Genomic DNA, 20118 nt, shown 5'->3' with positions numbered 1-20118 from the left:
ATTACTGCGGGATAAAAAGAGGCTACTGAAAAAGTCATCTAGAAATGAGCTTATGCACCGCTACAGGAGAAAACTTCGCTTTCCACGGGAACGGCCTCAGCCAGTGAAGTGGAAGGGCACCACTTCAATGTCTTCAGATTCGTTCTGTTCCGTAGGAGTCTACGTTTTCTCCTTCCGATCTTGTGCCCAATTAGACAAATGACCAACATTCCTGTCTAAAGAAATGAGGGTTGTTTTTTTGTTTAATAGAAGGTTCACTATCATATCCTTGATGCCACCACTCTCACCAAGCGGACGAAAATGGTGGGCTGACACCTGCGGGATGAAAAGGTTCATTGAGATAAATGGGCGAAGCCCGTTAGCTCAAAACCTTCCCGCGGTAAGCATGCCCCCATTCTCGGGAGTGACAACCGAAGAACTGTTACTCAGATAACCTCCAATTCCTCTATGTATTTAAGCGTGTGAAGTGTACTTCTGGAATACATCTATCCTTATTTGTACAATAAAAAGCCGAACAATGAATGGAGAGACTCCAACATTCTTCAGCTTTTAGATTAGTAATAATTCTTTTGTCCCAGCCTCACGTTGCCATCACGTTATCTCCCTTAATTGTATTTTCTAGTTATCTACGAGAGGCGCAAAGGAAGGTTTCTTTTTAGATAGGATTGATATATCCTTGTCCATTAGAGTCATGTAGTAGGAATGTAGTACAGAGGTGATTGAAGTTGAGTTTCGTAGCTTTTCTAAGAACAACATTTGTTGGACAATTGATTCTGACTGTTTTCACGGCGGCCGTTTCATCGATCTGTTTGTCTATTATCTTTGTAATAGGCATACGTATCATTAGTTTTTTTAATCAGGTGGACAATCAAAGTAGGGATGATCTGTTTAGCTTTCTCTTACTTACAATGATTACGTTACCGTTTATGGTGGGTTTATTTGTTATCGCTTTTCTCTTGTATAAATATTTTGTTTGGTATGATAGAAGAAAAGAGACGAAGCGAACTGCTAGGAAGTAGTTTAACTAATAAAAAGCGAAACGATGTTGGAGTCCCTCCGTTGATTGTTCCGCTTTTTTGGGTATCGCTCCCCGAACTGTGGCACGCTTACCGCGGGAGTACCCGCGATATCGGGTGGTACCCTTTTATTTCAATGAACTTTTCCATCGCGGTCACTGAAAAACGAAAGATCTTTATAAGACTGCGATATTTCTTCAATTGTCTCAGCCTCTCTATCGTAAGGCAGATTTTAGATTATCATTCTGAAATTAGCGTTTTACCAGATTTGGAAATGGGTAGAGTTCTCGAAAGAATATATTCATCATCAATTAGGCTATTTTATAGGTTGGGATGATCTTTGGGAAAAGACAGCACAACTTTGGAGGGTATGAAACGTGGTAAAAAAGCTAATCTTGTCAATATCGATCTTTATTTTAATGGCATGTAGCGAATTCGACACAAGTACAAGTGCAATAGTAGAGGTCATTGACAAGGTAGAGAATCATGGCGAGTATATGATTGAAATTAAAGATATGGGTGATGCGTTCTTTATGCTTGAGTTAGATGAGAATGTCTATAATCTGATTGAGGTAGAGACTGAATATTTTATGGTTTATAAAAGTAACAGTGAGACTAATAAAGGTGTCTTAGAAAGGATTGAACCATTTAACCAAGATTGATTTTATATGAGAGCCAGGGGGTGTGAAATATTGAGTAGGATATGGAGAAGTATATTAATGTTTTGTGCTTACCTTGCACTTTCATATCTATCCTATTTTTTGGTGAGAATAATAAGTAATTCTTATCATAATAACCCTCTTACCTATGAGTTTGATAAAACCTTTATAAACGCTAGTGTAGTAGGTATCATTTTTGGTCTTATAGGTGCTGCACATTTTAATCACAGATCAAAAGAAAAAGAGACGAATGTATAAAGAGAGAATTTTTTAATAAACGGGATCATTTCGCATCTGTAATTGGGTATTTGGTTACATAAATAGGATCAAGAATATCTCTAGCTAGAGATTCAGGCATTTTAAATGGTAGTGTTGAAGGTGGGAAATTCTACATTCAAAAAACAGTTTATTCATACTAGGAGGAAGAGAGAGATGAAAAAGTACATAGTAAATTCTTCAGTCTTATTGGTTTCGATCGGGGTACTTGTAGCGTGTAACAGTGGGGAAACTGAAGATCCTGTGGAGGAAGCACCAGATCAAGAGGTCACAGGTGAAACCATGGATGGCGAGGAAGATGATCATAGCGAAGCCGATTCTAATGAAAGTGATGCCATGGCAGAGGGGAATGTGGAGGATCAGCTAGATCTAAAAATTGGTGACACTGCCACAATAGAGAGTACCATTGGTTTATATGAAATCACCTTACATGGTGTTGAAGTCACCCAAGAGGTAGATGGACAGCTGTCTGAGTTAGATGAATATATGATTGCAGAATTAACGATCAGAAATATTGGCGAAGAACCTATAGATGCTTTGGATACAATCGGTAATTTAGAATTAACTGATATGCCTGAGGGCGCAGGAATGACTGATAGTGCTGAGTATTTTGAAGAAGTAAATTCATTTGAGGGTGATATCAATCCTAATGAGGAAGCCACTGCTCAGGCACTCTACTACACTTATGATGCAGATGAATACTATGTTCTTGTCAATGAAGGACTCGTTGGAACAGGTGCCGTGAAGAATCAAATTACCTTTACTTTTGAGAAGAGTGAAGCTGAGTAAAGGTCCCATAGCTAGAAGCATTAAACCCAGGGCCTCTAACTAATCGCGAGCCATTAAGCAATCTAGAAAAGTGATTTTAAATGAATCAAACAGTCATGTGCTGCATGGCTGTTTTTTTATTCCAATATACGTCAATCAGTCATTTTTTTGATAAAATAAAGGTACTTACCTTTAATTGGAGGCCCTATGAAAAAAGCCATCATGACCATACACATTACAGTATATTCCTTGTTACTATTACTGGTCATTAAAGATTTCTTTCCAAGCTTATTGATTTTCGATTCACTAACCACTACTCACATTGCTCTACCTATAATTACATTTGCTTTACTTGAGGCAATTCTCAGCTATACGACTAAAACAAAATCAGATAAAGAACATTTCTGGATAAATATCATCGCAATGTCTGTTTTCATCTTATTTATCTTGCTATGTTCTCTTCAGGGAATTGAATCTCAATCCGGTCTTGTGAGTCCGGTGCTCTTTATTGTCATTCTCTATACAGCTTTTGAAACATATAAAAAATATAAAGAAATGAAAAAAACGACGACTCCGGATCCTACATAAAAGATGGCAGAAAACACTCCTTTGGTTATTAAGGCCACTGAAAAAGTCACTAGAACTAAGGCTCATGTGCACCTACAGGAGAAACATACGTTTTCCACGAGTATCTTGCATGCATGTCTAGAAGAGAGATTGCGTGTCGTGGTCAAGTCCTTATTATTTTGTTAATAGTCATACCAATCCTACCCTAAAACAGGCGGACGAAATAGAAGAGCCGACACCTGAGGGATGAAAAGAAGTCTACTGAAAAAGAAGCTTTATATGATTGTGAACCTTCTTCTCAACAAAAAAACAGTCCTCATTTCTTTAGAATGGAATGCTGATCATTTGACTGACCGGGAACATGAGCGGAAGGAGAAAACGAAGACTCCTACGGAACAGAACGAGTCTGAAGACATTGAAGTGGCGCCCTTCCACTTCAAGGGCTGAGGCCGTTCCCGTGGAAAGCGAAGTTTTCTCCTGTAGCGGTGCATGAGCTCATTTCTCGCTTAGTGGAGAGGTGTTTTACTTCGTACATATTTTTAATGAATATCTAACCGATAGATTCTTCTCGGTCGTCCCCTTTGCCCCGATTGCTCTCCGCCGGTTTGTTTGGCTAGGTTCATGTCCTCTAGTTTGGCTAGGATTCGGTTGGCGTTGCGTAGGGAGCTATTCAGCCAGGTTGAGATGTCCTGGGCCGTAACTAGATCCTGGTCATAGTGTCGACTGAGGGAGCTGATTTTGTTTATCACTGCTGGGCTGAGCGTCATATCAGCAGAGCCCTCTTGGCTGATTCGACGGGTCTCGTAGGATAAAACCTCGTTGTTAGGCTGGTGTTCGGTTCTTCGTTTATTCTCGTCTACGTAAATGATCGTGCCGCTGTTTTTGTCCTGTGCTTCCTTCAGCGCACTTCTTGCATTGCTTTCTGCTTCTAGTGCGGTTCTGCCATAGCCTATGACAACATTGGTTTGTAGCGTTGTATTAGATTCTGCATCCTTCATAAACTGGAACCAGAGTCTGTCTCCGTGCCATTCTAATTCGCCACGGGTGGTGTAGATAAAGAAGGTTCCATCACCGATTTGCATGTAAGAGCCGCCTACTTTCTCGGCGTAGTGCAGGAGCCATCTTCTGAGGTCAAGCTCTTGGTATTTTTGCTTCATTGAGTAGAAGCTGGCATCCTTTTTCTCATTCTGGTTGCGAATGTCGATGGCGACGATGGCAATCTGCGCTTTTTTGTAGAGCTCTGCCTGTGCGCGTTCTTTTAGGTACTTTAAGGCCTGCTGAATCGATTGCTTGGTCGCAGTGACTCGGTAGCAGGGAATTCCTTGTTTTTGCAGCTCGATGTACACCTCTCGTATACAGGTAAAGGCCGCGTCAATTTTATTTTGTTCATAGAGCTCTTTATGAAACGCTATAATGTCCTCAGATGGTTTGTACCCTGGGTAGAAAAGCGTATGTAAAGTGAGCTCTTGAGGCAAAAAGGTTTGTTTGATTTCGTCTAATTCTTTTTCCTGAATGGTATCCAGACTAATCGACTGAAAGAGCTTGCCAGCCTGATAATGTCCCTGTACTAGACGGCCCAGCAAACTAGCCCCGTACAACGGAGGATAGCCTGCATTACGACTGTCTACTAACCCATTAGAGACGGCCATATCATAGGGAGCCTGACCAGAGAACAACCAGTAGGTGATCTCAGATTGATCTTTCGTAATCAGCTCCATTAGGTCGCTCGTTTGTTTATAGCAAATTGGAACCGCTTCAAATTCTTCGTGTTTTTTAACTTCTTCCATTAAAATTTCCACGGAATCCTCTGGTCCTACGGTGCCAATTTTAATCTTCAAGGGTTGATCCGCCTGCTTCTTTTTTGGCGTAATGTGTCATAACCTTAACTCCTTTTTCAAGGTCTTCTAGCTCCGCGTGTTCAGATGGATGATGACTCACTCCATCCTTGCAGGGGATAAATAAAAGACCAGATGGCCATTTGGTTTGCATATTCATAATATCATGTCCTGCGCCACTGTTCATAGAATGCGAGAGATACCCTGTCTGCTCAATCGATTGCAACAGAGACTGATGAACCTTTGTGTCGAGTTTGACAGAAGGGTTATGGACCAGGACCTGTACATCTGTCGTCACTCCAAATTTTTGCTCAATACTTAACAGCTTATCCCGGATGGCGGTGGCCATCTGCTCCTTGGCATCATCATCCACACTGCGAATATCAATGCCAAGCTCGACGTTGCCTGGGATGACTGTCATAGCATTGGGAAAGCAGTTAATAGAGCTAACGGTGGCAACTAATGGCACACCCGCTTCTTCCGCAATGGTCACAGCATGTTCGCCGGTAAAACTAATGATCGGAGCTGCGGCAAGTAAGGCATCCTTTCTCTGGTGCATCGGCGTAGTCCCGGTGTGACTGCTTTTTCCTTCAATGGTGATTATTAAACGAATTGGGCAGGCAATTGCTTCTACAGCGGCTACTTCTTTTCCTGCTTCCTCAATTTGCGTCCCTTGTTCAATGTGTAGCTCGATGATATGGTGGTAGCTATCCTCATGTTTTTCGGCCTGTTCAAACTGATTCCAGCTTAACCCAGTAGATTCAATGGCTTCTTTGACGGAAATGCCCTCTTTATCGAGTAAACCTTCAAGCGATTCTTTGACTTTGCTCGTCATTTTACCGGCCATGGCCTTACTTCCAAGAGTGGAGACGCCAAAGCGATCGGACTCCTCTGAGGCAAAGCAAATCACGGAAATGGGACGCTCGGGTTTAAAGCCTTCCTCCTGTAGACGTTTGATCACACCAAGTCCGCAGAGCACACCGGCTACCCCATCATAGCCCCCACCATTTGTTACCGTGTCTACGTGTGAAACAAAGGCTAGTGTGGCTTCCTCACTTTTTTCTGGGTTCCAGATGGCGTGCAGGTTTCCAGCCTCGTCGCGTTCCACCTGCATATCAAGGGAGTGGGCAATGTCCTTAAAAGCCTGCATGGCCTTTACTTCGTCCTCTGAATAGGCCCATCGTGTAAAGCCCTCTGATTGATCCATCGAATCGGTTGTATTAAGTTCAAGTAAACGTTGATGTAGCCATTCTTTCATATGAATACTCCTCCTATTTACTCCATATTTGCGTCACTAAAGGATGAAGACACGCGGTGACAGCGATCGCTAGCACATTTTCGTCGTAATCAAAGGCTGGATGATGGTGCCCGGCTGCCAGTGGAGTGCCAAAGATCATATAGGTAGCTTTACCTCCATTTTGTTGAACACGGTTCATCATGACAGTCACATCCTCAGAAGCACCAACTGCCATCGTAGGCAGAACGTTTGTAATGAGTTCGCTACCCTGAAGCGATGCGGGAATCCATTGCTTCCACTCTTCATCACAGTCAGCTGCTTCGCCTTGGCCAACAATCTCTATGTGAGCCTCAACATCATACATAAGCGCGGCTGCTTGAATGATTCGCTTTGCTTCCTTGATCATGAATTCATTGATTTCCGTTGTACTGCCTCGCGTTTCTCCTTGTAACTCGGCTGTATCGGCAATAATGTTGCGACCCGAGCCAGCGTGAAGGGAGCCAACATTAATTCGTGAAGCACCACCGGAATGACGTGATACCGCATGAAGCTGAGTCGCTGCAGTCGCTGCAGCAAGAAGGGCATTACGTCCTTCCTCTGGTTTAGCACCGGCATGTGAGGACACGCCCTGAAACGAGACATTAAATTTTGTTGTAGCAAGAAAGGAATGGGTGGTGGAGGCAATCTCCCCAACAGAGAGGGACGAGATGCCAATATGACCACTTATAAAATAATCGACACGATCGAGCCAGCCCTTGTTCACAATTGCCTTAGCCCCGCGACTGCCTTCCTCTGCTGGTTGGAAGATGACTGTGATAGTACCAGTGAGTTGATTGAGGTGCTCAGAGATAAAACTTGCGACACCGAGGCCTATTGCCGCATGACCATCATGGGCACAAGCATGCATCGCTCCTGGAATCTGTGAAGGAAAGTCCTGTTTCCTAGGTTCATGTGATGCATCATCAGACTCTTTAATAGGCAAGGCATCAATATCAAATCGGTACGCCACATGAGGGCCGGGGCTACCCGTATCAAATTGGATAAGAGCGCCAGTATGCCCCGTGTCTAGTTCTTCGATAAATGAAGCGGGGACGCCATGTTCCTCCGCCCGAGTAGCCGCTTCCTGCCACTCCACCTCCGATACCATGCCCTGTCTTGAGTTCGTGTCAATCAGCTCTTTCCCGTAAATCACTCGTCCATGTAAGTTTTTTAGATGCTGCGTTATTGTATATGTGGCGATAATCTCGGTCCAACCTACCTCAGGAAGCTGGTGTCGAGTTTGCCGCCAACTTTTTAAAAGATCCCTGTGGTTGTTGACCCACTTTTCGACAGAAATCGTAGTCATTTATATCACGTTCCTTTTACATAGAGTCTTAGTTTAGATACATGCCTACACCAGGTCCGATTGGCAAGCCAATGAGCGTCCATACAATCATAATCGTAATCCAAAGTCCTAAGAAGATGAGGGAATACGGAAGCATGATCGAGAACAATGTCCCAAAACCAGAACGAGAGTCATAGCGTTTCATTAACGCTAAAATAATCGGCACATATGGATTTAAAGGCGTAATCACATTTGTGGATGAGTCCGCAATCCGGTAAGCCAGCTGCACAAAGGCCGGATTGTAATCCAAATACATAAACATCGGCACAAAAATTGGGGCCATTAACGCCCACTGGGCAGAGCCACTAAAGATAAATAAGTTCAGGATGGTGGCGAGCAGGATAAAGCCGATAATGACTGGCATGCCTGTAAAGTTAGCAGAAATTAAGGCGTCTGCTCCAGACACAGCGAGAAAGGAAGATAAGTTCGTCCACCCAAAATACGCAATAAACTGAGAGGCTGCAAAGATTAGGACAATGTAGCCTGACATATCCTTGATCGCAGACGCCATATAGTCTGGTACATCTCCAGGCTTCTTAATCGCTTTAACAGATACTCCATAAGCAACCGCAATAATAATAAAGAAGAAAAGAATGATCGGAATAATATTGCTAAGAAACGGTGAATTCAAAAAGCCACCATCTTCACCTCTGAGAATGCCATTAGCCGGAACAATCGTTGTTGCTACGATGAGTACGTAGAGCAGACCAAAGATTCCTGCATTGCGAAGCGCTCGGTTCTTTTCTGGCGTAATCTGCTCAATCTCATCTGAGGTCACAGAGTCATCGCCTAGCTTCGAATCATATGTACCTAACCTCGGCTCAATAATACGCTCGGTAATCCATGCGCCAACCACCACAAGCATGATGACCGAAGAGGCCATGAAATAATAGTTATCAACTGGTGAAACCACGATCTCCGGATTCACCGTCTGAGCGACTTCCGTAGTGATCCCCGAAAGCAGAGCATCGGTTCCCGTAATCATGATGTTCGCTGTAAATCCTGCCCCTACCCCAGCAAATCCAGCTGCAATCCCTACAAGTGGATGACGACCAATAGAATAAAAGACCATCGCAGCCAAGGGAGGAACAATGACAAACGCTGCATCAGAGGCTAGATTTCCGAGTACGCCTGTAAAAATAACAGCATACGTCACAAGTCGTTTCGGTGCCTGAAGAATGGTCTTCTTCATGAATGTCTCCATTAAGCCAACCTTTTGAGCTAGCCCGATCCCAAACATCATCACTAAAACGAGACCAAGTGGAGCAAAGCCAGTGAAATTGCTAAGCATCGACGACAGAATGTATTCAAGCCCATCTACAGATAGCAGCGGCTGAACCGCAATCGTCTCCCCTGACTGAGGATCCTCAAAGCTCACCCCATACCAGCCGATGACGGAGGAAATTAAAATGACCCCCAATGCTAAATAAACAAAGAGCATAAACGGATGAGGAAGCTTGTTACCTACCTTTTCAATCCAGTCCAACGCCCTCGTAAAAACCGTTGAACCCTTTGAACTATCGCTATTATTCATATTATACACCTCTTTTTAAGCAATTGTCTTTAATTGTTCTTTAAATAAAAATAGCACATTCAATTCTTGATTCCAATTAAAAATCTAATAATTATAAATTTTCTAAGCAGGTAATCTGACATGAGGATATGATACAAAGCTCTTTAACATGTCTCACGTTCATTCTTTTCCTAACAAATGGTTGTGTGAATGAAACGGAATTTTTGCAAATGAGTTAGTAGATTTTTTAAGTCAATACAATATAAAAAGATTGAAAGATGATGAATGGAATGAGGATGTATCAAAAGAAAATGGAGTTCATATTACATTTAATATGAAAAATAAGTCGGTATGGCTAGGTATTTACGAAGGTCGTGTTATTCATTATAGTAGTGGCACTTATTATGTTGTAATGAATGCCCCAATTGAAATTAACCAGCTTAAAGATGTTGTTGAATAAGGATTTAGCCCTTATAGTTTCAATCTCTGACTCAATTTAACGGACGGAGTGAGCCAGTTTTTTTTCGGTCGTCACAGTCAGCAAAAGATAAGCTAGAAGCGGCATTCGCTTCTAGCTTTCTTCATTCATATAAATTTATGCCTGACTCGACGCCACCCCAACCGGCGGATCTTGATCCTTCTTTGCTTTCATGTAATTCAACACATAAATCACAATAATCACGGCAATGCCAATTATGCTCGATACCATTTCTGGCACGATCGCAAGTACAGAGGCCGCTCCTAAAACGAGTCGGTTGATCACGCCTAGGTTTGTTCTAATGTAGCCTTCTACCGCTGCACTAATAGCAATAACGGCGATGGTCGACGTGATGAGAACAAAGGCGATATCTGGTATCGAGGCAAAGGCGAACTCGGTTGTATTAGCCGGTAGTCCGGTTGCATCAATTAACAGCATCGAATGATTATAGACAAAAACAAATGGGACGAGGAAGCCCGCAACGGATAATCTCAGTGAGATAATACTCGTTCGCATGGGGTCTCCTCCCGCCAGGCCAGATGCAGCAAAGGATGCTAGGGCTACTGGAGGCGTGATATTCGCAAAAATTCCAAAGTAGAACACAAATAAGTGCGCCACAAGAATGGGTACATCAAATGTCGCTAGAGCTGGCGCTGCCATCGTAGCTGTAATAATATAAGCCGGGATGGAAGGTAGGCCCATTCCAAGTACAAGAGATGCAAGCATTGTTAAGATTAACGTTAACAATAGTGATCCTTGACCAAGGCTAGTGATGGCTGATGTCAGTGTAGCGCCAAAGCCTGTTAAGTTCACGACACCAATCACAATCCCAACAACTCCACACGCAATGATCGTGGATAGGGCTTGTCTTGTTCCGGTTTCTAATGCTTTTAGGATGTCCTTTGGATACATTCTAGTGTGCTTACGAATCCAGGAAGCTGCCACTGATACAAGAATGGTATAGAAGGCTGCGTAGGATACAGGCACTCCTGAAAATAGCATAATGATTAAGCTGATGAGCGGGATCATCAAATGCCAGCCCTGCTTCATAACTTTTTTCACTTCAGGAAGGTCGGCTTTTGGTAAACCTCTAAGGTTGGAACGTCCTGCACGATAGTGAACCTGCATAATACTAGTAATAAAAAATAGAAACGCTGGAATGATCGCTGCCAGGGCAATCGTTCCATAGGAAATGCCTGTTGTTTCAGCCATGATGAAGGCACTGGCTCCCATAATAGGTGGGAGGATCTGTCCACCAATGGAGGAGCTGGCTTCAACGGCTCCGGAGAAGTTTTTGTCGTAGCCGATTTTTTTCATAAGTGGGATCGTAAAGGCCCCTGTACTTACAACGTTTCCGACAGCTGAGCCATTGACTGAACCCATCATCGCACTCGATAGCACCGCTACCTTTGCAGGTCCACCCTGCTTATGACCGGCTAGAGCTAAAGCTAGGTCGTTAAAGAATTTCCCCATGCCTGATTTGGCTAGGAAGGCTCCAAATAAAATAAATAAGAAGATAAACTGCACGGATGCCCCGATGGCTGTCGAGAATAGGCCTTCTGTTTTTGTATACATCTGTCCAAAGATGTCAGCAAAGTCAAATGGCCTTGTCAGCAACATCCTTGGAAGCCAATCCTGATGGCTAAAGAACGGATACAGTAAGAATAAGAAGGCGAGGATAGGTAGGATCCACCCGGTTACTCTCCGTGCCGCTTCAAAGACTAAAATGACGGTTAAGATCGCCATCAAAATATCTGTTGTACTAGCTACGCCGCCTCGAGTAGTCACAATTTCTTGGTAGACGTTAAATAAATAAATACACGAGCCAATACTTAAGGCAAACAAAATCCAGTCGTAAAATGGAATTTTCGTGCGATCCTGCTTTTTATAGGTTGGATAGAGTAAAAAGACCAAAGCCATCCCAAACGTTAAGTGAAAGCTACGCTGTAAGAGGGTTGGTAGTGGATAAAAGGTAATATATAAATGGAATAGTGCATAACCAATCGTTAATAGACTAAAAAACAACACAAGGCCCCTATTGCTCCAGTTTCTCGTATTAGATTCTATATCATATTTCTCAAGTACCTTTTGAACCTCTTTATCTGGGATCTCCGTATCAGCAATCGCTGTAGGCTCAACTAGTTTGTCATCTTTCTTCATAAGAATTCCCCCCTTTTATATTCCCATAATGCTAGATTCCTTGCTTTTATTGTCACTGATTCATATTGTTCAAAACAATGATATAGGGGTACTTCGCGATCAAGAATAAACAGGGTCGTTTGAACGTGCTCAGAAATTGTAACGTTTAATTCTTCGTGTTCAATGTTCAGCGCCATACGTATAAACCCGTCTTCTGTAGTCGTTTCCTCTCCTTGATAAGGTGTCCCGGCCCCAAAGGTTTTAAAGTGGGTCTCAGTTAGAACGAGTATGTCTTGTTGTCTTTCATAATGTTCGACCCATTCTTCTTTTTCGATTGAGTGAATCCAGCCGAGCTCAAACTCATCCTCACGAATAAAATAAGAAGACTCTTCCCCTGAGATTTCAATCACAGGCAGGCGGTAAAACAGAAGAAGAGGGAGCGCGATGAGAAACGCACTCCCAATCCAGATTTTCTTTTTTTTACTGCTCATCGAAGTATTGTTCTGCTCCAGGGTGTAACGGGGCAATTAATCCCTCTTGTGCATGATCAATTGAAATCTCAGAAGCCGCCTGATGAGAGTTTGCTAATGTATCAAGATTCTCAAAGAACTCTTTTGTTAGCTTATACACATCATCATCACTCAGGTCACTACGGACAACAAGCGCATTTGGCACAGCAGCTGTTGGAATGGCTTCCTCGTTGTCATAGGTGCCCTCTGGAATTTCAAGTGATACAAAGTACGGATGCTCATCTACGATGGCCTCGACCTGCTCTGGAAGCACTTTAACGATATTAATATTTAATGTCTCAGATAGCTCTAGTACTGATGCATTTGGCAGACCACTCGTTAAGAAGGCGGCATCAATACGACCTGCGTTTAGACCATCCGCTGCCTCCGCGTATCCAAGATAATCGACCTGTACATCATCATAAGTGATATCATTTCCATTTAATAACGCACGAGCATTCAGCTCTACTCCAGAGCCTTGGTCACCTACCGCAATACGCTTCCCTTTAAGGTCCTCAAGGGTTTCAATGCCAGCATCAGCACGAGCGACAATTTGCACTACGTTCGGATACAGATTGGCTACTTGAGAAATACCCTCTAACGGCTCAGAAAAGCTTGCTTCCCCTTCTAACGCCTGACTTAGTGCATCACTCATCACAAACGCCATCTCTACCTTCCCATCTGCCAATAAGTTTAAATTCTCTGCAGACGCTCCAGTGGTTTGCGTACGTGAGTTCACATCAAACGTATTGGAATAATTGTCAGCAAGCGTTGTACCAATAATGTTATAAGGGCCAGAAGCACCACCTGTTGCAATTGTTACTAGATTTGATTCTAATCCGTCGGTGTCGCCACCTTCACCTGATGCTGTATCTCCATCATTCCCTGAGCCACAAGCCGCAAGAACGAAGATTACTAGACTTGTCATAAGTAAAGCGATCCAATTCTTCCTCATCAAACTCCTCCTTTTTTCACAATTTTACATTTTATAAAGCGCTTTCAGTATATTTGTAACTGAAAACTTTGTCAATTGAAATCGTTACCATTTCTGTGAGCAGACCAGAGGTGAACATTGTCACTCTTATAGCTACTTCTAGTAATCCTCAGAAACGATTGGTGGAAATTTTTCTACATATCTAGCTGAGCACATGGTTTCGGTTGAAAAAAAGATAACTATTTGATAAAATTCGTGCAATAATAACTTTACAAACTGCATGTATTTTTTATGGGTTGCAATAGTGAGAGGAGATCTTGTTTGAACTCGATATCAAATGAACAATTAGTAGCAAAGCTAAAGCAAGTAGAGAACGAGATGGAGCCTCTAGGACCATCTGGGGCAAAACTGAAATCGATGAAGTTATTAGAGATAGATGAAGAAGACCATATTCATGCATTTATTTCTGTTCTAACTTCTAATTGGAAGGAAGTATCTAAAGAAAATAGTATGCTCGAACGAAGGTTGCGAGAGCGTATTAACGGGCTCGAGGAGTCTATTGAAGGGGAGCCTTCTATTGAAGTGCAGAATAGAATCCACTCACTTAACAAGGAGCTAGACGATTGGGTTGCTTATTACCATTGGGTTGAGAGGTTAGTAGAATTTTTTGAGAGCGGGGAGATTTTTACCATTCTGCCGTTTAAAGAAACTACGTTGAAACATAATCAGGGAGGCATACATTCATGAATAATAAAAGAATCATTACAGCGGCGGTCACAGGGGCTGGAGACACAACGGAAAAAAGCTCACATGTACCGGTAACACCGAAGGAAATTGCAGAAGCGGCGATTGAATCAGCAAAGGCAGGGGCAGCCATCGCCCATATTCACGTACGTGATCCACAGACGGGGCAGCTCAGTCATGATCTTGCCTTATTCCGTGAAGTAGTGGAACGTATTCGTGAGCATGAAACAGATGTCATTCTAAATATCACGGCTGGAGGCGGGGGAGATTTTATCCCAGATCCTGAAAACCCATATCAAGCGGGAGCGGGTAGTGATATCCAAACACCTTCAGAGAGGCATGAGCCTGTAGGGGCATTGCTTCCGGAAATTTGTACATTGGACTGTGGAAGCTTAAACTTCGGTGACCAAATCTATCTTGGCCCAGCAAACTGGTTACGTGAGCATGCAAAGCTCATTCAAGAGAGCGGAGTTAAACCGGAGTTGGAGGTATTTGATACCGGCCAGATTCGATTAGCCAATCAATTGATTAGTGAAGGATTAATTGACGGGAATCCGATGTACCAATTCTGCTTAGGCATTCCTTGGGGCGCGGCAGCAGATGCTGAAACCATTGCGTATATGCAAAATCGAATTGTAGAGGGATCTTCATGGTCAGCGTTTGGCATTGGCAGGTTGCAGCTGCCGATTGTAGCTGAAGCAGCAAAGCTTGGCGGAAATGTTCGTGTGGGCTTAGAGGATAATCTTTACCTTGAAAAAGGCGTCCTTGGAACCAATGCTCAGTTAGTCGATAAGGCTGTAGACGTCCTAAAGGAGATCAACCTCGAGCCAATGACACCTCAAGAAGCACGCGAAGCTCTGAATCTTAAAAGGTTTAATCAATAGAAAGAGGTCTAAGATTATGACACAAAAAACAATGGCGGTTATAGGCACTGGAGTGATCGGAAACGGGTGGATTGCTCGTTTCCTTGCTAACGGACACAAGGTTCGCGCGTTTGATCCTGCTCCTAGTGCAGAAGAAAAGACAAAAAAATATCTGAATGATGTGTGGGAAAGCTTAACGAACTATGGCATGACCGAACATGCCTCGATTGATAACCTGACATTTGTAGAAACATTGGAAGAGGCTGTTCAGGACGCGGATCTTGTTCAGGAAAATGTACCTGAACGAGAGGATTTAAAAAAACAAGTGCTCTCTCAGGTGGATGAGTATGCACCTGCTACAGCTATTATCGCATCTAGCACATCTGGCTATATGCCATCTGTCCTGCAGGAAAACTGTGCTCACCATCCAGAACGAGTGATTGTCGCACACCCTTTTAATCCCGTGTATCTTATTCCACTTGTGGAACTGGCTGCTGGGAAAAAAACAGATCGCTCCGTATTAGAGGATGCACGAGTGATTTATGATCAAATGAACATGAAACCCCTTGTCATGTCTGGTGAAATTGACGGACACATTGGGGATCGATTAATGGAGGCGATCTGGCGCGAGGCTCTTCATATCGTCAATGATGGTGTAGCGACAACGGAAGAAGTAGATAATGCAATTGTCTACGGACCAGGGCTGCGTTGGGCACTCATGGGACCTTTCTTAACACTACATCTCGCTGGCGGAGAAAAAGGCATGGCGCATATGCTTGAGCAATTCGGCCCAGCCCTCAAGCTTCCATGGACCAGACTGGTTGCCCCTGAACTCACCGAAGAATTAAGAGGCAAGGTCATTGAAGGTACCGCCATCCAAAGTGGTGATAGCAACGTTCAAGAGCTGGAACAACGTCGAGATCGCTTTTTGATAAAACTGATGCAGCTCCTTGATGAAGAAGGGTTCTGGCCCTCGGAGAAAGAGGTGCGCCACCATGAGTAACGTAAAAGAGGTAGACGTGTGGACAGGCAACGTCCAAGAGGCTTGGGTCGATTATAATGGCCATATGAATGACGCTGCCTATGCAAAAGTATTTAGCCTATCCTTAGATGCTCTCATGGCTCACATCGGCTTGGACGCAACAGGAATAGCAAAGCTTGAATACACCATTTTTACGCTTGAAGCTCACATCAAATATGTATCAGAAGTGCATCAAGGACAAACACTCCATGTTGCTATGAAACTACTTGATGTTGACCCAAAACGCATGCACCTTTGGTTTGTCATGAAAGATGACCAAGGGAATACCGTTGCGACAAGCGAACAAATGGTTATGGGCATGGACCAGAGTATCGGTCGTCCAGCCCCATTCCCAGCGGAGGTTCAGACGGAAATATCAAAGCTTCCACTTCTTGAAAAAGACGAATGGCCAGAAGTTGCAAATCAGCCGATGGGAATTCGGAGGAAGAGATAAGTGATGAAGGAGTCCAGACCATGGATTTGGTCTGGGCTTTTTTATTGGACAGTTCTTTTTATAAGTATCATGTACTTTAAAAAATCACAAGCTGGGTCAAGAAATCGAAACCCTCCAAACTATCGATCAGTCTTGCATTCATATTCGGTTTGTTCCCGATGCTCATCTTGGTTTTTAACTATCACTTATTTGATTTAATCTTAATTATCAATCTTTGGCTAGCGTTTGCTCTCGTTAATCCCTGGTTTGAAGAGCTTTATTGGCGAGGGCTTTTACTCGATGCAGCTATTGAATGGTTTCCAAAATGGATAAGTGTGTGCTACTCTGCACTCTTTTTTGTGCTGAGTCATCCATTCACGTGGGGCGTATTTTCAATAGCAAATAATCATTATCACGTAATTATCAATCTGACTATACTCGGGATCGTCCCGGTCTATCATTTATTTTACGACAGGAAGTTTAAGGTGGGCGATATTTTCACATTTCTTAGTTAATATCGGCATTATGACGGTTCCCGTGTTCTTGAATATTTATATACCGCCGATGTGAGATTATGATCGGCAAAAGACAAACTGATCATCCGCTTGCCAAACATGGAGCTGATCCGCACGGTATCCACGTAACCATAACGCTCCGTCTATTTTTCTAATATAAAAGCCTTTAGGGAAATCATCGTTCTCAGACAGAATCTCTGATGAGATTGTGATTGAGCCGAATGGAGCTTGATTTTGCCGTATAGGTTTTCCTAAAAATCCTTCAGGCTGATCAAGATACTGAAGCCTAAGAAGTGGACCGAGCTCTAGGGGACCCAAACTCAAGTTAAGATCTTTTGCTCTCTTAAATAACTGATCGGTTGTTGCTCCCTCATAGAGACCAAGGTCACCAACAGATAATTCAACCGTCGTTAAAAGATAATTAGTTTCAGAGGTCGTAAATAGATCACTAGCAAATAATTTCTCTCCAGCCTCATTTAGTAATATAGAGTGTTGTCGGAACTTCTCGATAAGCTTTAATTTTGTTAGGACGCCTAACTGAATTGTTCTAATAGTAATTGGACAGTTGGGATAGATATTCTCTGTTTGTAAGCTCACTCCAAAGCACCTCCCCTTATTTGATTTCTTTACAATGCTCAATAAAAGCTTCCACAAGCTCGCTTTGCGGCTCATTTTTTCTTGTGCAAATGGCAATTTTATTGATGGCGGATATACCCGGCACGAATACTCTTGCTAATCGACCGCGTGAGGCGTATTCCTTTGCAGCAAAGGAAGAGACAAAGTTGACGCCAAAGCCAGCCATCACAGCTGAAAGAGCTTCATGTAATCCGGTAAACTGCAAGGCGATTTGCGGTGGTCTCACTTCATTTGCTTGGCAGATGGCATATAAGCGGCTTCTTGTAGAGCTGCCTTCTTCCCGCATGACAAAGGGTTCGGCAGCCACCTCATCTAAGGAAACTGTTTTGTTTGCTAAGCGATGCGATGGAGAGACGACAAACCACAAGTCATCCTCAAACATCTCATCCCAAATAATTTGCTCTGGACGTTGTTCCGGACTGCCAGCATACATGGCAATATCAGCTTTATACTCAGCTAGCTGTAAAAAGGCATCGTTCGAATTACTTGTTTCAATGGTTAAATCAACTTCTGGAAACTTCGCTTTAAACGCACCAGCCCACTTTGGAAGCATAAAGTTGGCTGGTAAATAGGTAGCGGCAATATGTATATGGCCGGTTCTGGCATGATGGTAATCATCAATAAATGATTCGATATGGTGCTCAACAGCAAATAACGTTTTTGATTTCTCTGCTAACTTCATACCAAAAGGAGTGACCTGCAGCTTTCTCCCCTCTTTAGTAAATAAGGAGACACCCATTTCCGCTTCAAAGACCTTTAGTTGACTTGAAACAGCCGGCTGACTAATGTGAAGCACCTCGGCAGCTCTTGTGATACTTCCTTCCTGGACAACATGGTAAAACAACCGTAAGCCATGCAGATTCATAGAATGCCTGCCTCCTAATACATAAATAAAAGTTATGAATAATTAAAATATATATATTATTTTTATCTATATGTCTATCATACACTAAACGTATAGTTACAAATAAAAGGCATTTACAAGGAGGCATTCTAATGGCAAAAACATATGAATCTATCCTACCAGCTCATGAAGCATTTATAACCAGGCAACGGGTCTTCTTTGTTGGCTCAGCCCCATTAAGCGAGGAAGGAAACGTCAACATCTCTCCCAAAGGCTATGATTCCTTTCGTATCTTATCTACAAATGAAGTGGCATACCTTGATTTAACGGGGAGCGGCAATGAAACAAGTGCTCATATAACCGAGAACGGCCGCATGACTATCATGTTTATGGCTTTTGAAGGGGCTCCGATGATCCTACGCCTTTACGGCAGAGCCGAGGTGATCCTGCCTAACACATCTGAATGGCATGAACTTGCACCGCATTTTGACATGCTACCCGGTGCGCGGCAAATTATAAGAGCAAAAATAGACACCGTGAAAACCTCCTGTGGCTTCAGCATTCCCTTTTACACATACGAGGGGGAACGTGACACCCTTGTGCAGTGGACAAATAACAAATCAGATGAAGAGATAAAAGCCTATCGCAAAAAGAAAAACACGCATAGCATGGATGGTATCCTGACGCCGATTGGAAAACAGGTTCAGAAATAACGTGCAAATCCGCAAATGAAGTATTCATTTGCGATATTTTTCTATTTTTTAGTAACTATTAATCTGAAATGCAAGTAGTTTTTTACTTCACTACATTGCATTACATAGTACTAGGGGTTATACTATAAACATAAATTAGTAATGGTGGTTATTTATGAATGTTCAGTTTAAAAAAGGTGTCTTAGAGTTAGTGGTTTTATTAATCATTAATCAGAATGACGAGTATGGTTATTCTCTAGTAAAGAAAATATCAGGTCGAATGGATATTACAGAAGGAACTGTATATCCAATCTTACGTAGGCTGGTAAACGAAGAATACGTAACTACGTATCTTCAAGCTTCTACGGATGGTCCTTCTAGAAAGTACTACAGCATAACAAGTTTAGGAAAGTGTAAGCTTGCTGCGCTGAAGTCAGAGTGGAAAGAGTTTACTGACATCATCAACTTTTTTATCAAGGAGAATGAACAAAATGAACAAGGATGAGTTTTTGAACCTATTAAAAAAGAACCTTAAGTATATGTCTGCCCAAGAAAAGAAAGATATTCTCGACGATTATGCACTGCACTATGTAGAGGGTGCAAGTGAACAAGAGAGTGAAGAAAACATATCAAGGAATCTAGGCGATCCCAAAGACATTGCAAAAGAATTAAATGCAGATTATGCCATGCAAAAGGTGGAAGACAAAAAGAGCTTCAAAAACATTTCGAACGCCGTATTATCAATTATGGGTTTAAGTATAATGAATTTTATGATGGTAATCGGTAGCTTATTTTTGCTGCTAATTTTCTCACCAATCATATTGGCTTTTATCATTGGTGTTCCTATTATGATTGCATCCCCAATCATTTTAATTGTGATGGGAATTGTGAATGGGTTCCACACTATTGGCATGCACGAGGTGTATGAGGTTATAAAAGGGGTTGTGATAGGCTCTTTATTAGCAGTAGTTGGTTATTACATCGCAAAAGCGTTTATGAAACTATTCATCAACCATCTTAAATGGAATATGGCGATGTTAAAAGGGAGAGGGTAA

21 protein-coding genes are annotated in these 20118 nt (G+C 42.7%); 12 read left to right on the top strand and 9 right to left on the bottom strand.

All coding sequences use genetic code 11. The features are described from left to right. The first annotated feature begins 725 nt into the window (after positions 1-725). The 4 genes from FN960_RS07045 to FN960_RS07030 all read left to right on the top strand — a co-directional run bounded on the left by FN960_RS07045 (position 726) and on the right by FN960_RS07030 (position 3307). The gene (locus FN960_RS07045; RefSeq protein WP_143847984.1) at positions 726-1019 is read left to right on the top strand and encodes a hypothetical protein; all 294 of its coding nucleotides are present in this window, start codon (positions 726-728) and stop codon (positions 1017-1019) included. A 374-nt stretch (positions 1020-1393) separates the two neighbouring features. Next, entirely contained in the window at positions 1394-1678 is a 285-nt protein-coding gene (locus FN960_RS07040; RefSeq protein WP_143847983.1) for a hypothetical protein, read from the top strand. Between the two features lie 429 nt (positions 1679-2107). Continuing rightward, on the top strand, positions 2108-2740 hold the full coding sequence (locus tag FN960_RS07035) for a DUF4352 domain-containing protein (protein WP_185970951.1): 633 nt from the start codon (positions 2108-2110) through the stop codon (positions 2738-2740). A 186-nt stretch (positions 2741-2926) separates the two neighbouring features. After that, entirely contained in the window at positions 2927-3307 is a 381-nt protein-coding gene (locus tag FN960_RS07030; RefSeq protein WP_143847981.1) for a hypothetical protein, read from the top strand. A 518-nt stretch (positions 3308-3825) separates the two neighbouring features. Here the strand turns inward: FN960_RS07030 and FN960_RS07025 are convergent. The 7 genes from FN960_RS07025 to FN960_RS06990 form a co-directional block, all read right to left on the bottom strand. Next, complete coding sequence (locus FN960_RS07025; RefSeq protein WP_143847980.1) at positions 3826-5124, bottom strand: hypothetical protein; 1299 nt, start codon at positions 5122-5124, stop codon at positions 3826-3828. After that, positions 5114-6379: a M20 family metallo-hydrolase gene (locus FN960_RS07020; RefSeq protein WP_143847979.1), complete on the bottom strand. Its 1266-nt coding sequence runs from the start codon at positions 6377-6379 to the stop codon at positions 5114-5116. Before FN960_RS07020 ends, FN960_RS07025 begins: the two co-directional genes overlap by 11 nt. Positions 6380-6392: 13 nt before the next feature. Next, positions 6393-7703, bottom strand: a complete 1311-nt coding sequence (locus FN960_RS07015) for an amidohydrolase (RefSeq protein ID WP_143847978.1) — start codon at positions 7701-7703, stop codon at positions 6393-6395. Between the two features lie 28 nt (positions 7704-7731). Continuing rightward, positions 7732-9276 (bottom strand): AbgT family transporter, encoded by a 1545-nt coding sequence (locus tag FN960_RS07010; RefSeq protein ID WP_143847977.1) that lies wholly within the window; start codon positions 9274-9276, stop codon positions 7732-7734. Between the two features lie 574 nt (positions 9277-9850). Further along, complete coding sequence (locus FN960_RS07000) at positions 9851-11893, bottom strand: TRAP transporter permease (RefSeq protein ID WP_143847975.1); 2043 nt, start codon at positions 11891-11893, stop codon at positions 9851-9853. Next, a complete protein-coding gene (locus tag FN960_RS06995) occupies positions 11890-12363 on the bottom strand; it encodes a DUF1850 domain-containing protein (RefSeq protein WP_143847974.1) in 474 nt (157 codons plus the stop codon). The genes FN960_RS07000 and FN960_RS06995 overlap by 4 nt, the downstream gene beginning before the upstream one ends. Then, positions 12353-13336: a TAXI family TRAP transporter solute-binding subunit gene (locus FN960_RS06990; protein ID WP_143847973.1), complete on the bottom strand. Its 984-nt coding sequence runs from the start codon at positions 13334-13336 to the stop codon at positions 12353-12355. The genes FN960_RS06995 and FN960_RS06990 overlap by 11 nt, the downstream gene beginning before the upstream one ends. 300 nt (positions 13337-13636) lie before the next feature. Between FN960_RS06990 and FN960_RS06985 the strand changes: the two genes are divergently transcribed. The 5 genes from FN960_RS06985 to FN960_RS06965 all read left to right on the top strand — a co-directional run bounded on the left by FN960_RS06985 (position 13637) and on the right by FN960_RS06965 (position 16891). Then, entirely contained in the window at positions 13637-14062 is a 426-nt protein-coding gene (locus FN960_RS06985) for a hypothetical protein (RefSeq protein WP_143847972.1), read from the top strand. Beyond that, positions 14059-14943, top strand: coding sequence for a beta-keto acid cleavage family enzyme (locus FN960_RS06980; protein ID WP_143847971.1), 885 nt, complete (start codon positions 14059-14061; stop codon positions 14941-14943). Before FN960_RS06985 ends, FN960_RS06980 begins: the two co-directional genes overlap by 4 nt. 16 nt (positions 14944-14959) lie before the next feature. Next, entirely contained in the window at positions 14960-15925 is a 966-nt protein-coding gene (locus tag FN960_RS06975; RefSeq protein ID WP_143847970.1) for a 3-hydroxyacyl-CoA dehydrogenase NAD-binding domain-containing protein, read from the top strand. Further along, complete coding sequence (locus tag FN960_RS06970; protein ID WP_143847969.1) at positions 15918-16397, top strand: thioesterase family protein; 480 nt, start codon at positions 15918-15920, stop codon at positions 16395-16397. The genes FN960_RS06975 and FN960_RS06970 overlap by 8 nt, the downstream gene beginning before the upstream one ends. Positions 16398-16555: 158 nt before the next feature. Then, positions 16556-16891 carry a CPBP family intramembrane glutamic endopeptidase gene (locus tag FN960_RS06965; RefSeq protein ID WP_143847968.1) on the top strand — a complete coding sequence of 112 codons (336 nt, stop codon included), beginning with the start codon at positions 16556-16558 and terminating at the stop codon, positions 16889-16891. A gap of 57 nt (positions 16892-16948) precedes the next feature. Here the strand turns inward: FN960_RS06965 and FN960_RS06960 are convergent, their stop codons facing one another. After that, the gene (locus FN960_RS06960; RefSeq protein WP_185970950.1) at positions 16949-17488 is read right to left on the bottom strand and encodes a helicase; all 540 of its coding nucleotides are present in this window, start codon (positions 17486-17488) and stop codon (positions 16949-16951) included. A gap of 16 nt (positions 17489-17504) precedes the next feature. Then, complete coding sequence (locus tag FN960_RS06955) at positions 17505-18392, bottom strand: LysR family transcriptional regulator (RefSeq protein WP_143847967.1); 888 nt, start codon at positions 18390-18392, stop codon at positions 17505-17507. Positions 18393-18523: 131 nt separating this feature from the next. Here FN960_RS06955 and FN960_RS06950 point away from each other — a divergent pair, with 131 nt between their 5' ends. From FN960_RS06950 to FN960_RS06940, 3 genes are all read left to right on the top strand, one after another. Then, the gene (locus tag FN960_RS06950) at positions 18524-19084 is read left to right on the top strand and encodes a pyridoxamine 5'-phosphate oxidase family protein (RefSeq protein ID WP_143847966.1); all 561 of its coding nucleotides are present in this window, start codon (positions 18524-18526) and stop codon (positions 19082-19084) included. A gap of 154 nt (positions 19085-19238) precedes the next feature. Further along, positions 19239-19568: a PadR family transcriptional regulator gene (locus FN960_RS06945; protein WP_143847965.1), complete on the top strand. Its 330-nt coding sequence runs from the start codon at positions 19239-19241 to the stop codon at positions 19566-19568. Next, positions 19555-20118 carry an HAAS signaling domain-containing protein gene (locus tag FN960_RS06940; protein WP_143847964.1) on the top strand — a complete coding sequence of 188 codons (564 nt, stop codon included), beginning with the start codon at positions 19555-19557 and terminating at the stop codon, positions 20116-20118. Before FN960_RS06945 ends, FN960_RS06940 begins: the two co-directional genes overlap by 14 nt.

This window comes from Alkalicoccobacillus porphyridii, from assembly GCF_007293315.1.
GTDB classification, from domain to species: Bacteria; Bacillota; Bacilli; order Bacillales; family Bacillaceae_D; genus Alkalicoccobacillus; species Alkalicoccobacillus porphyridii.
The sequence above is the reverse complement of the archived record's forward strand: the minus strand, read 5'-3'. Positions and strand labels throughout refer to the sequence as shown.

Bases quoted from the DNA above. Each gene is read 5' to 3' on its own strand.
- FN960_RS06955 (WP_143847967.1), bottom strand. From the start codon at position 18,392: ATGAATCTGCATGGCTTACGGTTGTTTTACCATGTTGTCCAGGAAGGA.
- FN960_RS07030 (WP_143847981.1), top strand. From the start codon at position 2,927: ATGAAAAAAGCCATCATGACCATACACATTACAGTATATTCCTTGTTA.
- FN960_RS06965 (WP_143847968.1), top strand. From the start codon at position 16,556: ATGCTCATCTTGGTTTTTAACTATCACTTATTTGATTTAATCTTAATT.
- FN960_RS07000 (WP_143847975.1), bottom strand. From the start codon at position 11,893: ATGAAGAAAGATGACAAACTAGTTGAGCCTACAGCGATTGCTGATACG.
- FN960_RS06975 (WP_143847970.1), top strand. From the start codon at position 14,960: ATGACACAAAAAACAATGGCGGTTATAGGCACTGGAGTGATCGGAAAC.
- FN960_RS06945 (WP_143847965.1), top strand. From the start codon at position 19,239: ATGAATGTTCAGTTTAAAAAAGGTGTCTTAGAGTTAGTGGTTTTATTA.
- FN960_RS06940 (WP_143847964.1), top strand. From the start codon at position 19,555: ATGAACAAGGATGAGTTTTTGAACCTATTAAAAAAGAACCTTAAGTAT.
- FN960_RS06995 (WP_143847974.1), bottom strand. From the start codon at position 12,363: ATGAGCAGTAAAAAAAAGAAAATCTGGATTGGGAGTGCGTTTCTCATC.
- FN960_RS07010 (WP_143847977.1), bottom strand. From the start codon at position 9,276: ATGAATAATAGCGATAGTTCAAAGGGTTCAACGGTTTTTACGAGGGCG.
- FN960_RS07020 (WP_143847979.1), bottom strand. From the start codon at position 6,379: ATGAAAGAATGGCTACATCAACGTTTACTTGAACTTAATACAACCGAT.
- FN960_RS06950 (WP_143847966.1), top strand. From the start codon at position 18,524: ATGGCAAAAACATATGAATCTATCCTACCAGCTCATGAAGCATTTATA.
- FN960_RS06980 (WP_143847971.1), top strand. From the start codon at position 14,059: ATGAATAATAAAAGAATCATTACAGCGGCGGTCACAGGGGCTGGAGAC.
- FN960_RS07015 (WP_143847978.1), bottom strand. From the start codon at position 7,703: ATGACTACGATTTCTGTCGAAAAGTGGGTCAACAACCACAGGGATCTT.
- FN960_RS07035 (WP_185970951.1), top strand. From the start codon at position 2,108: ATGAAAAAGTACATAGTAAATTCTTCAGTCTTATTGGTTTCGATCGGG.
- FN960_RS06990 (WP_143847973.1), bottom strand. From the start codon at position 13,336: ATGAGGAAGAATTGGATCGCTTTACTTATGACAAGTCTAGTAATCTTC.
- FN960_RS06970 (WP_143847969.1), top strand. From the start codon at position 15,918: ATGAGTAACGTAAAAGAGGTAGACGTGTGGACAGGCAACGTCCAAGAG.